Source organism: Kocuria arenosa (assembly GCF_042879215.1).
Taxonomy (GTDB): Bacteria; Actinomycetota; Actinomycetes; order Actinomycetales; family Micrococcaceae; genus Kocuria; species Kocuria arenosa.
The window spans coordinates 113,922-127,812 of sequence record NZ_JBHZTA010000003.1 but is presented as its reverse complement, the minus strand read 5'-3'; the positions used below and the strand labels follow the sequence as shown (position 1 = coordinate 127,812).

Sequence of the window (13,891 nt, the reverse complement as noted above, 5' to 3'; positions counted from 1 at the left end):
GCGCGGCGCGGGAGACTGGGAGGGCACACTGCCCGTCCGCGGATCCCCCTGGAGGAGGTCCGGCAGCGCCCATGGAGCACCTCACGCACTTCTCCCGGGAGTTCCTGAAGGCCCTGCGGAGTCTGCTGCCCATCGTGGTGGTGGTCGTGGTGTTCCAGCTGGCCGTGTTCCGGCAGGCCCCGGACCGGCCCCTGCAGCTCGTCGCCGGGCTGCTGATCGTGGGTGTCGGCATCGCCCTGTTCCTGCACGGCCTGGACCTGAGCGTCTTCCCCGTGGGCAAGAACCTCGCCAACCAGTTCGCCCGCCGCGGCGCCCTGGGGCTGCTGCTCCCGTTCGGCTTCACCATCGGCTTCGCCGCCGTGGTCGCCGAACCGGCGCTGATCGCCGTGGCCGAGCAGGCCGAGCTCGTGAGCGAGGGGCGGGTCAGGGCCCTCACCCTGCGCCTCGTCATCGCCGTGTCCGTGGGCGCGGTGCTCGTCCTCGGCATCCTGCGCATCCTCCGGGGCTGGGCCGTGCAGAAGCTGCTGCTCCCCGGCTACGCGCTCGTCCTCGTCGCCACGTACGTCGCCCCGCCGGAGATCGTCGGCCTCGCCTACGACTCCGGCGGCGTCACCACGAACATCGTCACCGTGCCCCTCATCGCCGCCATCGGGATCGGCCTGGCCAACTCGATCCGGGGCCGCAGCGCGCTCTCGGACGGCTTCGGCCTCGTGGCCCTGTGCGTCATGGTGCCGATGATCGGCGTGCAGCTGTACGGGATCTGGGTCTACACCTTCGGCGACGCCGCGGCCGTCAGTGCCGCCGGGGCCGGGGGCGCCCCGGCGCACTGGGCCCTGCGGCACGTCCTGGGGCTCGCGGAGATGGTCCGGGACGTGCTGCCCATGGTGCTCGTGGCCCTGTTCTTCCAGTACGTCGTGCTGCGGCGCAGCCTGTCCCACCCGCTGCGCGTCGCGGTGGGCTTCGTGATGGTCCTCGTGGGGCTGTACGCGTTCGTCGTCGGGCTCAAGACGGGGCTGTTCCCCATCGGGACGATGATGGCGGAGCAGCTGATCGAGCGCGGAGCGCCCGCCCTCATCCTGCTCTTCGCCCTGCTCATCGGCTTCGCCACGACCATGGCCGAGCCGGCCCTGGTGGCCATCGGCGAGCAGGCCGAGGCGGCCTCGCCCGGCCGGATCAGCGGTTCCGCCATCCGGCTCGTCGTGGCCGTCGGCGTGGCGGTCGGCATCACCCTGGGCGTGTACCGCATCCTCGTGGGAGCACCGTTGCACTACGTGATCATGGCGGCCTACGCCGTGGTCATGGTCCTCGTCCTGCTGGCGCCGAAGTACGTCGTGGCCCTCGCCTTCGACCTCGGGGGCGTGACCACCTCGGAGGTCACCGTGCCCCTGGTGACCGCCCTCGGCATCGGGCTCGCGGGCGCGATCGAGGGCCGGGACGTGCTGATCGACGGCTTCGGCCTGATCGCCTTCGCCTCCATCTTCCCGATCATCTCGGTGCTCGGGTACGCCATGATCCTGGAGAGGATCGCCCGACCGCAGAAGGAGCCGACATGAAGTTCACCGCCGTGGTGGTCATCGCGCCCGACGAGCTCGAGGACACCGTCATCGAGCAGGCCCAGCGCGCCGGGGCCACGGGCGTGACCATCCTCCCGGGCAAGGGCATCGGGGGCGAGACCAAGCGGACGTTCTTCGGCCTGACGTTCGAGGGATCCCAGTCCGTGCTCCTGATGGTCGTGGGCACGCATCTGGCCACCCCCATCCTCAAGGTGCTGCACGACCTGCTCGTCGACGACGGCGGCTCCCGCGGCATCGCCTTCAGCGTCCCCATCGACCACCTCACCGGCATCGACATGCAGCAGGTCACCCGGTTCGAGGAGCACATGCGCCGCGAGGGCGCCTGACCCGACCCCCGCCCGAGCCCCGTCCGAGACCTCCAGGAGGATCCCCGTGCTGACCGTCAAGGACGTCATGGTGCGTGACGTCATCACCATCTCCCCCTACAGCACCCTGCGGGAGGCGCTGTCGACCATGAGCACCCGCCGGGTCAAGAGCCTGGTGGTGGAGCCGCAGCACCCGCACGACGGCTACGGGCTGCTCAGCTACAGCGAGCTGCTGCAGGCCATCGTGGCGGAAGAGGGGGACATGGACCTCCTCAACGTCTACGACGCCGCCGTCAAGCCGGTGGTCACCGTCGGCGAGGACCTGTCCGTGAACCAGGCCGCGGCGCTGATGGCCCGGTTCCGCCTCAACCGCCTGGTGGTGGTGCAGGGCAACGAGCTCATCGGGCTGCTGGCGATGAACGACATCCTGGCGCGGCTGATCAGCGACCTCGCCTGACCCGCTCCGCCGGCGGGGCGGCCAGCGGGAGCGGCCGGTCGGTCGGGGCGGCTCCGGGTCAGCCCGCGGGCGGGCGCCATGCCTCGCCCGCGTCGAGCGCGGCCATCAGGTGCGGGCCGGCGGCCTCCTCCACGACCTCCCGGGGGCCGACGACGACGAGCAACGACCTCGCGCGGGACATGCCCACGTAGACCATGTGCTGGGCCCGGGCCATGTCCTGGAACCCGTTGACCGCCAGGACCACGGCCGAGCGCTCGAGGCCCTTGAAGCCCAGGACGTGCCCGTAGAAGACGTCCTCCTCCGCGAAGTGCCCGTCCCAGTAGGCGCCGAAGCCCTCCGTGTCCACGATCTCCCGCTGCACCGGGTGGCGCCTGCCGGTGGTCAGCAGGGCGATGCGGCCCGGGTCCCACCCCTCGTCCTGGAGGGCGACCACGGCGTCGTCGGCGAGCTCCAGGACCGCCCCCGGCTCGACGTCGACGAACCGCACCGCCGGGCCCTCCTCGTTCCGGCACCGCTGCGGCTCCCGGGCGAGCGGGGCGAAGGCCCGGGCGATGGTGGCGGTGTTGCGCAGGTTGTCGTCCAGCGGGAACGGGTTGAGGTCGATGGGGGCGTGCCCGTCCCGGTCGAAGATGCGCTGGTGCTCGTCGGTGAACACGAACAGCACGTCCTGCTCCGGGTCCTCGAGGCACTGGACCAGCGCCTCCCACCACAGCTCCCCGAAGTCCTGTGCCTCGTCCACGACGATCGCGTCGAACCGGTCCCCGTCCGGACGGGCGGCGGCCAGCTCCCGCAGCCGCTGGGGGAGCCGGTGCTCCCAGTAGTCGGGGTCGTCGTCCTCGCCGGGCTCCGCGCCCCATGCGACGGGCAGCCGGTGGAACAGCCCGATGTACGCCGGGCGCTCCTCCTCCGGCCACGCCCGGGACATCAGCTCGAAGTACCGCGCGAGTCCCCGGGAGTAGCACACGAGCGCCGTGCGGTGCCCGTCGCGGGTCAGCCGGCGGGCCTTGAGCATGGCCAGGTGGGTCTTGCCGGAACCGGCGCCTCCGGTGATCTGCGCGCGGTGCTGCCAGCGCAGCAGGGACAGGGTGCGCTCCTGCTCCCGGGTGAGCTGGTTGCCGGAGTCCTCGAGCTCCCGGGCGAGGTCCTGCACGTTGCGCACGGACAGGTGGGTGCGGCGCAGGTTCTGGACGATCAGCTCCACGGTGGTCGCGTCCGGTGGGCGGTAGGCCTGCGTGCTGCGGCGCAGCACCTGGTTCAGCCGTCCGGCGACGCCGTCCAGGTCGGTGCGGTCGAACAGCCGGTCCCGCGGGGCATCGGGGACGTCCCAGTCCTCGGGCAGGCGCGTGTAGGGCAGGGCCGCGAAGAACGTGGTCCGCCCGCCCCCACGGGACAACCGGGGCCCCAAGTAGTCCAGGAGGGCGTGCATCCCGGACCGGGCCTGCTCCAGCGGCGACCGCTTCAGCCGGTGCGCCCCACCCCGGCCGGACTGGTGCCACTGCCCGTTCCGGACCGAGACCTGCCCGCCCTTCACCTCGATCACCGCGTTGCCCACACCCGGCCACAGCACCAGGAGGTCCAGCTCCGCCTCGACCTCGTCCCCGGTGATGCGCTGCCCGGAGATCAGCACCGCGTCCTCGGGGAGCTGCGCCCGCAGCGCCTCCCAGACGCACTGCTCCGCCTCGAAGCCGGGCGGGAACTCCGGGGACTCCGGGAAGGTCTGCGGCATGGCCCCAGGCTATCCACGATGTGCCATCGCAACCGGGAGGCGCTGTGCCGCCGCGTGACGAGGCGCGACCCGCGGCCCCCACGTGCCGGCGGGTCGGCATCTGCCGGTACGAGCGGCGCATTCCGACAGGATGCGACCCCTCGTGGCGGGGGAAGTCAGATGGCGCCCCCTCGCCGCGGGGACAGGCAGGACGCGACTCCGCGCGGCGGGGGAGGTCAGGACGCGACTCCGCGCGGCGGGGGAGGTCAGGACGCGACTCCGCGCGGCGGGGGAGGTCAGGACGCGACTCCGCGCGGCGGGGGAGGTCAGGACGCGACTCCGCGCGGCGGGGGAGGTCAGGACGCGACTCCGCGCGGCGGGGGAGGTCAGGACGCGACTCCGCGCGGCGGGGGAGGCGGAGCACGGCGAAGGGCCCCGGTGTCGACTGCGACACCGGGGCCCTCCGTGTGGTTCGACGGCTGAACCGTGCTGCTAGATTCCGTCCTTGAAGTTCTTGCCCGCGTCCTTGACGTTCTCGCCGGCCTGCTTGGCGCTGCCGGACAGCTTGTCCGCCTGGCCCTCGGCCTGGAGGTCGCGGTTGTCGGTGGCGTCGCCGACCTTCTCCTTCGCGGTGCCGCTCGCCTTTTCCGCGGCGTTGCTGATCTTGTCTCCGAGTCCCATGGGCTCTCCCTCCGGTCGGTGAACAGGTGCTACCAGCCTAAGGCGCTCAGCATGCTGTGGGAACCGGCGGGGCACCCCGGAAGCGGTCATTCCCCCCAGGGCGAACAGCGCGTGCTCAGCGCTCCGGGACGTCGAGTCCGGCCTCGGTCAGGCGCTCCCGCAGCCAGGCAGGGATCCTGCGGTCCATCCTCCGGAAGTGCCCGAGGTGCCTCCGCCAGTCCTCCGCGGCGACCGGGTGGGGGGCGTGCGCCGGGAGGGCGGGGTCGTCGCCGTAGTTCAGCACGAGCTCCACGCCGGGGCGCTCCCAGCGCCGCTCCGCCACGGTGACGATCAGCGTGGCGGAGAGCCACGACCCGTCGACGAGATCGGCGTAGTCCTCCTGCAGGGCCCGGGCCATCCGCCGCGGGGCGTTGCGCAGGCCCTCGACGTCCACGGGGCGGCGGGTCGTGCGGTCGCCGCGGACCTCCCGCACCTGCAGCCGCAGGTCCCGGCCCACGCTCAGGACGTCCAGCACGAGCGCGTCCCAGCCCGGCTCGGACCCGTGGGCGCGGACGAGCCACCGGGCCAGCCGGTCGATGGTCCTGCGCTGCCGGGGGCTCTGGAGTCTGTCGGTCCGCACGGCCACACGCTAGCAAGCGCCGGGCCGGCTGCTCAGTCGGCCGTGATGACCACCTTCACCGCCTGGTGCTGCGCGGCGTTGCCGAACAGCTCGTACGCCTCCTCCATCTGGGACATGGTGAAGCGGTGGGTGGCCATCGCCTTCGCGTCCAGGCGGCCGGACCGGACCATGTTCAGCAGGTTGCCCACGGTGCGGCAGTCCACGAGCCCCATGTTGATGCGCACGTTGGAGATCCACATCCGGTCCAGGGGCAGCTCCACCGGCTTGCCGTGCACGCCCGCGTTGGCCACCGTGCCGTAGGGCCGCACCACGTCCAGGCAGGTCCGGAACGTCTGGGGCACGCCCACGGCCTCGATGGCCACGTCCACGCCGAGACCGTCCGGGGACAGCGCCCTGATCCGCTCGACGGCGTCCGGGTCCCCGGCGTTGACCTTGTCCGTGGCGCCGAGCTCGAGCGCCTTGTCCATCCGGTTCTCGTCGAGGTCCACGGTGATGACGCGTCCGGCGCCGCAGAGGTTGGCCGTCATGACCGCGCCGAGGCCCACCGGCCCCGCGCCCACGATCGCGACCGTGTCGCCGGGCTTCGTGTTGCCGTTGAGGATCCCGATCTCGAAGCCCGTGGGCAGGGCGTCGGTGAGGAACAGGACGTCCTCGTCGTCGAGCCCCTCGGGGACCTTGTGCACGGAGGTCTCGGCGAACGGCACGCGCACGTACTCGGCCTGCGTCCCGTCGATGAGGTGCCCGAACACCCACCCCACGCCGCCCAGGGTCTGGCAGTGGGAGGGCTGGTTGTTCCTGCAGTAGGAGCACTTCCCGCAGTTGGTGACGGCGGGGATGATGATCCGGTCGCCGGGCTCCAGCCCGGTCACGGCGTCCCCGACCTCGGTGATCGTGCCGACCGCCTCGTGGCCGAGGATCCGGCCGTCGACGACGGCGGGGACGTCGCCCTTGAGGATGTGCAGGTCGGTGCCGCAGATGGTGGTCGTGTCGACCTTCGCGATGACGTCGGTGGGGTCCTGGAGGGTGGGGGCCGGGACCTCCTCCCACGCCTTGCTGCCCGGTCCGTGGTAGACGAGTGCCTTCATGGGTCCTCCTCGGTCGCCGGTCCGGCGGGCTGCCGGGCCGCCCGTCCTCATCGTAGGCAGGAGGAAGGCGGGTCGGCAGGGCTCACTGGTAGGAGACGAACCATGGCTGCGGCTCGATCGCGGACGTCTCCTGCGGCGTGAAGGTGGGCGTGTCCTCGTCGTAAAAGTTCTTCCACGCCATCCGGATCCCCTCCGGCAGGCCCTGCTGCAGCCGCTCCCACGTCCCCATCTTCAGCTCCGGGGTGCCGTGGCCGTCGGCGTGCAGGACCAGCGCGAGCTCCGGGCGGGAGGCGTCCACGAGGTGGCGGTCCGTGATCATCGACTCCGCGAACTGGTGCAGGACCACCACCTTCTGCGGCAGGTCGTTCTCCCGGGTGAGCTCGGCCAGCCACGCCGTGGTCGCGTTGATCTCCGCCGCGTCCACCGAGCCGATCTGGACCATGTGCACCTGGTCCGGTCCCAGCCGCCACTCCGGGTCCAGGGCCAGGCCCACGTTGGGCAGCTCGAGCAGCTCCTGGTACTGCTGCGCCTGGCTCAGGAAGTCCTGCCGGCCGGGCTGGAGGTCCAGCACCACGTAGACGTCCTGCTCCGCGGCGGCCTCCACGTAGGGGCGCAGGTCCTCGACGCTCGACTCCCGCGAGTAGTCGCCGTCCTCGCCGGGCTCCGCGGACGCCGTGGTCGCGATGATCTCGAACGCGGGGACCACCGGCACCTCGCTGAAGGGCTCGTACTGGGCGGCGAGCTCCTTCGCGCGGACGGCCGACTCCTGCGGTCCCTGCTCGCCGAGCGCCCCGAGGCCCGGCGTGCCGGGGTGCCCGTAGAGGGCCACCATCCGCCGGTCGGGGAACACCTCGGTGCCTCCGCCGATCAGCTCCGCGGGCTCCTCCGGCGTGGGGGTCGGGGAGGGGGTCGACGACGGCGCGTCCGCGGCCGGCGTCGCCGCCGAGCCCGGGCCGGCGCTCTGGGCGCAGCCGGTCAGCAGGAGCGCGGCGCACAGGACCGGGACGAGGGGGCGGGGCAGCGGCGAGCGGGTCATGGTCTGTCCTGGGGCCGGGAGCAGGGGGGTCCCACCAGCCTACGCACGGGCCGGTGCGCGCGGCGGGAACGGGGCCGGGAACGGGGCCGGGTGCGTCACGGGGCGACCCGGGCGGTCCGCGGCGCGGGGACCCGGGTGGCGACCGGGTCTCAGGCGGTGCCGAGCTCGCCCAGCTCCTCGAGCAGCCGCAGGCCGTGCTCGGCCCAGGCGATCTCCTGGTCGGCGCGGGCCACCTGGCCCTCGTAGGCGAAGACCTTGAACCGGGTGATCCGCTCCCACTGGTCCTCGGGGTTGGCCGCCAGCCGGCGTGCGAGCGTGGGGCTCGTGCGGTCCTGGAGCGCCCTGATCTGCTGGAGGGCCTGGGTGCGCTGGTCCCGGTAGTGCTCGAGGTGGGCGCGCAGCTGCGCGGCCGCGGCCCCGGGGGAGGCCCACTCGAAGTAGGCGGCCTTCAGGTGGGCGGGGTCCCGCTCCCGGACGTAGCCGAGCGGCTGGTCCTGCCACTGCCGCAGGGCGCGCTCGCCCTCGGGCGTGATCGAGTACTCCGTCTTGGTGGCCCCGCGCGAGCCCCACGGGACGGGCCGGCTCGTGAGCAGCCCCTCCGCGTGCATCTTGCGCAGCTCCGGGTAGATCTGCGAGTCGGGGGCGTGCCACACGTGGCCCACGGAGGAGCTGAACTGCTTGACCACGTCGTAGCCCGTCAGCGGCCCCGAGGAGAGCAGTGCCAGCAGGGCCGAGCGGAGGCTCACGGGCGGTTCCTTCCGTCGAAGCAGGGGGCGTCGTGAAGAGCCTATCCGGGAGCTGCGCTCCGTGACCCTTGTCACTCACTATGTACATAGGTATTGTGTGTCCTGCACCACCAACTATCTATCGAGATAGTAAGTGGATCGTGCTCTCCCCGGACCGCCCAGCAGAGGACCGCACCATGACCGTCTCCGCCACGAAGACCACCACCACCGCCAAGCTCCTGTCCCATCCGCTCAACGCCTGGTACGCCGCCGGGTGGGACCACGAGATCACCGGCAAGGGCATCCTCTCCCGCACCGTCGCGGGGCGTCCGCTGGCCCTGTACCGCACCGAGGACGGCCGCCCCGTGGCCCTGGCGGACGCCTGCTGGCACCGGCTCGCCCCGCTGTCCCAGGGCAGGCTCGTGGGCCGCGACGAGATCCAGTGCCCGTACCACGGCCTGCGCTACAACGCCGCCGGGCGGTGCACCTCGATGCCCGCCCAGGAGACGCTGAACCCCTCCGCCACCGTGCCGTCCTACCCGGTGCTCGAGCGCCACCGCTACGTGTGGGTCTGGCTCGGCGACCCCACGCAGGCGGACCCCGCCCTGCTGCCCGACATGCACCAGATGGACAGCACGGAGTGGGCCGGCGACGGCGAGACCATCCACGCCCCCTGCAACTACCAGCTGGTCCTCGACAACCTCATGGACCTCACGCACGAGGAGTTCGTGCACTCCTCCAGCATCGGCCAGGACGAGCTGTCCGAGTCGGAGTTCGAGACCACCCACGACGAGCACTCCGTGACCGTGACCCGCTGGATGCGCAACATCGACGCCCCGCCCTTCTGGCTCAAGAACATGCGGGACAAGTTCCCCGGCTTCGAGGGCAAGGTGGACCGCTGGCAGATCATCCACTACACCTTCCCCTCCACCATCTGCATCGACGTCGGCGTCGCCGAGGCCGGGACCGGGGCGCCCGAGGGGGACCGCTCCCGCGGGGTCAACGGCTACGTGATCAACACGATCACCCCGGAGACGGACCGCTCCTGCCACTACTTCTGGGCCTTCATGCGCAACTACCGCCTGGAGAGCCAGCTCATCACCACCCAGCTGCGCAACGGCGTGCACGGGGTGTTCGGCGAGGACGAGGCCATGCTGCAGGCCCAGCAGGCGGCCATCGACGCCAACCCCGACCACGAGTTCTACAACCTCAACATCGACATGGGCGGGATGTGGGTGCGCCGGCTCCTCGAGCGGGCGCTCGAGGCGGAGGGCCGTCTCGCCGCCGCCCCGACCGCCCCCGCCGGGGCCTGAGGAGCGACCGTGGCCGATTCCCAGCACGAGGTCTGGCAGAACGCCGCCGTCGTCGCCGTCGAGGACGTCGCCGCCGGCATCCGGCGCGTCGTCCTGCGCCCCGACCAGCCCCGCCCGGTGCGGCCGGGCGAGCACGTGGACGTCCGCGTCCTCGTCCACGGCGAGCAACAGGTGCGCTCCTACTCCGTGGTCGACGCCGACGACGACGGCGCGCAGCTCGCCGTCAGCGTCTTCCGCACCCCCACCTCCCGCGGCGGCTCCGTGTTCATGCACGGACTCGAGCCCGGGCAGGTCCTCGAGATCACCCAGCCGCTGCAGAACTTCCCGCTGCGCGTCGGGGCCCCCGCCTACGTCCTGCTCGCAGGCGGGATCGGCATCACCGCGATCGCCGGGATGGCCGCGCTGCTGCGCCGGCTCGGCGCGGACTACCGCCTCGTCTACGTCGCCCGCTCCCGGGCCGCCATGGCCTACCTCGACGACCTGGCCGCCCTGCACGGGGACCGGCTCGAGGCGCACGTCGACGACGAGGGCGGCTCGCTCGACGTCCCGGCCCTCGTGGCCGGCGTGCCGGAGAGCGCCGAGCTCTACATGTGCGGCCCCATCCGGCTCATGGACGCGGTGCGCCGCGCCTGGGCCGGGCGGGAGCTGGACCCCACGAACCTGCGCTACGAGACCTTCGGCAACAGCGGCTGGTTCGAGGCCGAGCCGTTCGTGGTCCGCGTCCCCCGGCTGGGCGCCGAGACCGTCGTCGGCCCCGACGAGTCCCTGCTCGAGGCCCTCGAGCGGGAGGGCCTCGACATGATGTCCGACTGCCGCAAGGGCGAGTGCGGGCTCTGCCAGGTCAAGGTCCTCGGCCTGGCCGGGCAGATCGACCACCGCGACGTGTTCTACTCGGACCGCCAGAAGCGGACCGGCACGTCCATGTGCTGCTGCGTCTCGCGGGTCGTCTCCGCCGCGCCGGAGACCGTTCCCGGCGGGCGCCCGGCCGCCGTCCTCACCATCGACGTCCCCTGAGAGGCATTCCATGGACATCCGACACCAGATCGACGCATCCAGGATGTCGTCGTACCAGTGGCTCATCATCGCGGTGACCACGTTCCTCAACGCCCTCGACGGCTACGACGTCCTGGCCATGGCGTTCACGGCCACGTCCGTGACCGAGGAGTTCGGGCTCTCCGGCTCCCAGCTGGGCTGGCTGCTCAGCGCCGGTCTCATCGGCATGGCCGCGGGCTCCCTCGTCCTCGGGCCCTTCGCGGACCGGTACGGCCGGCGGAAGATCCTCGTCCTGGCCCTCGCCGTCAACGCCCTCGGCCTGTTCCTGTCCACCACGGCCGGGTCCGTGCTCGAGCTCGGGCTGTGGCGGGTCGTCACCGGCCTGGGCGTGGGCGGCATCCTCGCCTCCGCCACGGTGATCACCAGCGAGTTCGCCAGCGCCCGCCGCCGCGGCATGGCCGTCAGCATCTTCACCGCGGGCTACGGCGTGGGCGCCACCCTCGGCGGCATGGGCGCGACCCAGCTGATCCCCGCCTTCGGCTGGCGCTCCGTGTTCCTCACCGGCGGCCTGCTCACCCTCGTGGCGATCGCGCTCGTGCTGGCCGTGCTGCCCGAGTCCGTCGACTACCTCCGCACCCGGCGGCCGGCGGGCGCCGTGCAGAAGCTCGACCGCATCGCCCGGCGCCTCCGCCTCGAGGGCCAGGTCGAGCTCGGCCCGGTCCCGGCCGGCGACGGTGCGCGGCGGAGCAGCGTCGGCATGCTGCTCAGCGGCCGCTACCGCACTGCGACCCTCCTGCTGTGGGCGGCCTTCTTCGTCATCATGTTCGGCTTCTACTTCGCGAACTCCTGGACGCCCCGGCTCCTCGTGGAGACCGGGATGACCGAGCAGCAGGGCATCATCGGCGGGCTCATGCTCACGATGGGCGGCACCTTCGGGTCCCTGCTCTACGGGGCGCTGACCACCAAGTGGGACGAGCGGCTGACCCTGATGGCCTTCACGGTGCTCTCCGCAGTGACCCTCGTGCTGTTCATCACCACCACGTCGGTGCCCCTGCTGGCGTTCTCCAGCGGCGTGGTGGTCGGCATGCTCATCAACGGCTGCATCGCGGGCCTCTACACCGTGGCGCCCATGACCTACGAGCCCGGCATCCGGACCACCGGCGTGGGCTGGGGCATCGGGGTCGGGCGCGCCGGGGCGATCCTGGCCCCGATCGCGGTCGGCGCGCTGCTGGACACCGGCTGGACCCCCACGCAGCTCTACCTCGGCGTGGCGGTGGTCGTCGCCCTCGCGGCCCTGGCCCTCATCCGGCTGCGCCCCTACGAGGAGCCCGCCGAGGAGGCGGTCGAGGAGTCCGACGCCCCGGCCGGCGGGCGACCGGGGCTCACCAGCCCCGGGTACCCGGAGCGCCCTTGAACGGGCCCACCACCCGCGAGGTGATCCAGCCCCCGTAGAACCCGCCCTCCTGCGGGAGCACCTGCTCCCCGGCGACGAGGCACCGGTCCATCAGCCCGGGCATCAGGGCCACGTGCCCGCGCAGGGACTCGAAGCCGGGCGCAGGGGAGGGGTAGGTCCAGGCCGCCCGGGGCGCGGTGCGGTCCCCGCCCCGGACGTCGAAGTACGCCGCCGCGCCCTTCCACTCGCACCACGAGCTCCCCTCGCACGGGACCAGGCTGCCCGCGGCGAAGGCCTCGCGGGGCAGGTAGTAGGTGGGCGGGTGGCTGGTCTCGAGCACCCGCAGCGCGGCCGTGGTGGAGGCGATGCGCTCGCCGCCCAGCCACACCTCCACGTGCTCCCGGGCGGGCTCCGTCCGGGGCGGCCGCGGATAGTCCCACACGGACTCCTGGCCGGGGCCGGGGACGTCGGGCCGGGGTCGTCTCATCTGCGCTCCGTCCGGACACTCTCCCGTCCGCGCCGGTCGGCGAGGCCATGGAGCGTCACAATGCGGTGAGTGCTGCATCACTATGCTACGGCGCATGACGCGGTCCTGGAAATGCTTGTCCGGGAAAACATATGGTCCTCAGGTGCTCATCTCAGGTCTCATCATCGGCGCCGCCCTCGGGTTCGTTCTCCAGCGCGGCCGTTTCTGCGTCACCGGCGCGTTCCGCGACGTCTGGATCGCGAAGAACACGTGGTGGCTGTCCGCCTTCTTCGTGGCCATCGCCGTCCAGGCGGTCGGCATCTGGGTGCTGAACGCCCTCGGCGTCATCACCCTCGAGGCCTCGGCCTTCCCGTGGCTGGCCACGATCGTCGGCGGCTTCATCTTCGGCTTCGGCATCGTCCTCGCCGGCGGCTGCGCCACCGGCACCTACTACCGCGCCTCCGAGGGTCTCGTCGGCTCCTGGTTCGCGCTCATCTTCTACGCGCTGTTCGCGACCATCTCCAAGTACGGCCCGCTGGCCGGGACCACCGAGACCATGCGCGGCGTCACGGTCGGGACCCAGGGCTCGATCCACGAGACCCTCGGCATCTCCCCGTGGGTGCTCGTGCTCGCCCTGGTCGGCGTCGCCGGCGTGTGGGCCCGCCACCACCTCACCAAGCCGCGGATGAGGATGGCCACGCTCCCGCCGGAGAAGACCGGCCTGAACCACCTGCTGTTCGAGAAGGCGTGGAACCCGTTCGCGACCGCCGTGGTGATCGGCCTCATCGCGATCATCGCGTGGCCCGCCAGCTGGGCCACCGGCCGCGAGTCCGGCCTCGGCATCACCACTCCGTCCGCCAACATCACGAGCTACCTGGCCACGGGCGACGTCGAGCTCGTCGACTGGGGCGTGTTCCTGGTCCTGGGCATCCTCATCGGCTCGTTCATCGCGGCCAAGGGCTCGGGCGAGTTCAAGATCCGCGTCCCCGACGCGCAGACGATCGTGCGCTCCATCGGCGGCGGCGCCCTCATGGGCGTCGGTGCGGCGTGGGCCGGAGGGTGCACCATCGGCAACGCCCTGGTCGCCACCGCCGCGTTCGAGTGGCAGGGCTGGGTCAGCTTCGCCGTCATGATCCTCGGCACGGGCGTGGCCGCCAAGCTCTTCATCGCCCCCCGCAAGAAGTCCGCCGCCCCGGGCCGCGTCCCGGCCGGCGTCTGATCCCCACCGACCCCCAGTCCCAGGAGGCACCGCACATGGCACAGCACATCCTCGAGACCGACGGTCTCGTCTGCCCGTTCCCCGTGGTCGAGGCGAAGGCCGCGATGGCCGAGATGCCCGCCGGCGACGAGCTCGTCATCAACTTCGACTGCACGCAGGGCACCGAGGCCATTCCGCGCTGGGCGGCCGAGAACGGCTACCCCGTCACGGAGTTCAGCAAGCGCGGTGCGGCCGAGTGGTCGATCACCGTGCAGAAGGCCTGATCCTTCCGGAGTCCCACGCAGCGGCGGACCCCCGCGGCCGAGCATCCTCGGCCGCGG

Annotated in this window: 15 protein-coding genes; 8 read left to right on the top strand and 7 right to left on the bottom strand. The window is 72.2% G+C overall.

Annotated elements, in window-relative coordinates; all coding sequences use genetic code 11:
* The first annotated feature begins 71 nt into the window (after window positions 1-71).
* Genes ACFYE3_RS06595 through ACFYE3_RS06585 form a run of 3 tightly spaced genes read left to right on the top strand, consistent with a single transcriptional unit; the run spans window position 72 to window position 2,336 of the window.
* On the top strand, window positions 72-1,553 hold the full coding sequence (locus ACFYE3_RS06595) for a DUF1538 domain-containing protein (protein WP_387607235.1): 1,482 nt from the start codon (window positions 72-74) through the stop codon (window positions 1,551-1,553).
* Window positions 1,550-1,900 (top strand): P-II family nitrogen regulator, encoded by a 351-nt coding sequence (locus ACFYE3_RS06590; protein ID WP_387607232.1) that lies wholly within the window; start codon window positions 1,550-1,552, stop codon window positions 1,898-1,900. The genes ACFYE3_RS06595 and ACFYE3_RS06590 overlap by 4 nt, the downstream gene beginning before the upstream one ends.
* Window positions 1,901-1,946: 46 nt before the next feature.
* A complete protein-coding gene (locus ACFYE3_RS06585) occupies window positions 1,947-2,336 on the top strand; it encodes a CBS domain-containing protein (RefSeq protein WP_387607230.1) in 390 nt (129 codons plus the stop codon).
* A 58-nt stretch (window positions 2,337-2,394) separates the two neighbouring features.
* Here the strand turns inward: ACFYE3_RS06585 and ACFYE3_RS06580 are convergent, their stop codons facing one another.
* The 6 genes from ACFYE3_RS06580 to ACFYE3_RS06555 form a co-directional block, all read right to left on the bottom strand.
* Window positions 2,395-4,062: an NERD domain-containing protein gene (locus tag ACFYE3_RS06580; RefSeq protein WP_387607227.1), complete on the bottom strand. Its 1,668-nt coding sequence runs from the start codon at window positions 4,060-4,062 to the stop codon at window positions 2,395-2,397.
* Between the two features lie 471 nt (window positions 4,063-4,533).
* Complete coding sequence (locus ACFYE3_RS06575; RefSeq protein WP_344123695.1) at window positions 4,534-4,722, bottom strand: CsbD family protein; 189 nt, start codon at window positions 4,720-4,722, stop codon at window positions 4,534-4,536.
* Between the two features lie 115 nt (window positions 4,723-4,837).
* Window positions 4,838-5,341 (bottom strand): hypothetical protein, encoded by a 504-nt coding sequence (locus ACFYE3_RS06570; RefSeq protein WP_387607225.1) that lies wholly within the window; start codon window positions 5,339-5,341, stop codon window positions 4,838-4,840.
* Between the two features lie 32 nt (window positions 5,342-5,373).
* The gene (locus ACFYE3_RS06565) at window positions 5,374-6,426 is read right to left on the bottom strand and encodes a zinc-dependent alcohol dehydrogenase family protein (RefSeq protein ID WP_387607222.1); all 1,053 of its coding nucleotides are present in this window, start codon (window positions 6,424-6,426) and stop codon (window positions 5,374-5,376) included.
* 82 nt (window positions 6,427-6,508) lie between these two features.
* Window positions 6,509-7,462, bottom strand: coding sequence for a hypothetical protein (locus tag ACFYE3_RS06560; RefSeq protein WP_387607221.1), 954 nt, complete (start codon window positions 7,460-7,462; stop codon window positions 6,509-6,511).
* A 149-nt stretch (window positions 7,463-7,611) separates the two neighbouring features.
* Window positions 7,612-8,208 (bottom strand): PadR family transcriptional regulator, encoded by a 597-nt coding sequence (locus ACFYE3_RS06555; protein WP_387607219.1) that lies wholly within the window; start codon window positions 8,206-8,208, stop codon window positions 7,612-7,614.
* Between the two features lie 176 nt (window positions 8,209-8,384).
* Between ACFYE3_RS06555 and ACFYE3_RS06550 the strand changes: the two genes are divergently transcribed.
* The 3 genes from ACFYE3_RS06550 to ACFYE3_RS06540 are packed head-to-tail and all read left to right on the top strand — an operon-like array spanning window position 8,385 to window position 11,907.
* Window positions 8,385-9,500: an aromatic ring-hydroxylating dioxygenase subunit alpha gene (locus ACFYE3_RS06550; RefSeq protein ID WP_387607217.1), complete on the top strand. Its 1,116-nt coding sequence runs from the start codon at window positions 8,385-8,387 to the stop codon at window positions 9,498-9,500.
* A gap of 9 nt (window positions 9,501-9,509) precedes the next feature.
* Entirely contained in the window at window positions 9,510-10,514 is a 1,005-nt protein-coding gene (locus ACFYE3_RS06545) for a PDR/VanB family oxidoreductase (protein ID WP_368831834.1), read from the top strand.
* Window positions 10,515-10,524: 10 nt separating this feature from the next.
* A complete protein-coding gene (locus tag ACFYE3_RS06540) occupies window positions 10,525-11,907 on the top strand; it encodes an MFS transporter (protein ID WP_387607215.1) in 1,383 nt (460 codons plus the stop codon).
* Here ACFYE3_RS06540 and ACFYE3_RS06535 read toward each other — a convergent pair.
* Window positions 11,876-12,373: a DUF427 domain-containing protein gene (locus ACFYE3_RS06535; RefSeq protein ID WP_387607214.1), complete on the bottom strand. Its 498-nt coding sequence runs from the start codon at window positions 12,371-12,373 to the stop codon at window positions 11,876-11,878. The genes ACFYE3_RS06540 and ACFYE3_RS06535 overlap by 32 nt on opposite strands.
* A 142-nt stretch (window positions 12,374-12,515) precedes the next feature.
* Between ACFYE3_RS06535 and ACFYE3_RS06530 the strand changes: the two genes are divergently transcribed.
* On the top strand, window positions 12,516-13,571 hold the full coding sequence (locus ACFYE3_RS06530) for a YeeE/YedE family protein (RefSeq protein WP_387607212.1): 1,056 nt from the start codon (window positions 12,516-12,518) through the stop codon (window positions 13,569-13,571).
* A 35-nt stretch (window positions 13,572-13,606) separates the two neighbouring features.
* Window positions 13,607-13,834, top strand: coding sequence for a sulfurtransferase TusA family protein (locus tag ACFYE3_RS06525; protein ID WP_368822971.1), 228 nt, complete (start codon window positions 13,607-13,609; stop codon window positions 13,832-13,834).
* Window positions 13,835-13,891: the final 57 nt, after the last annotated feature.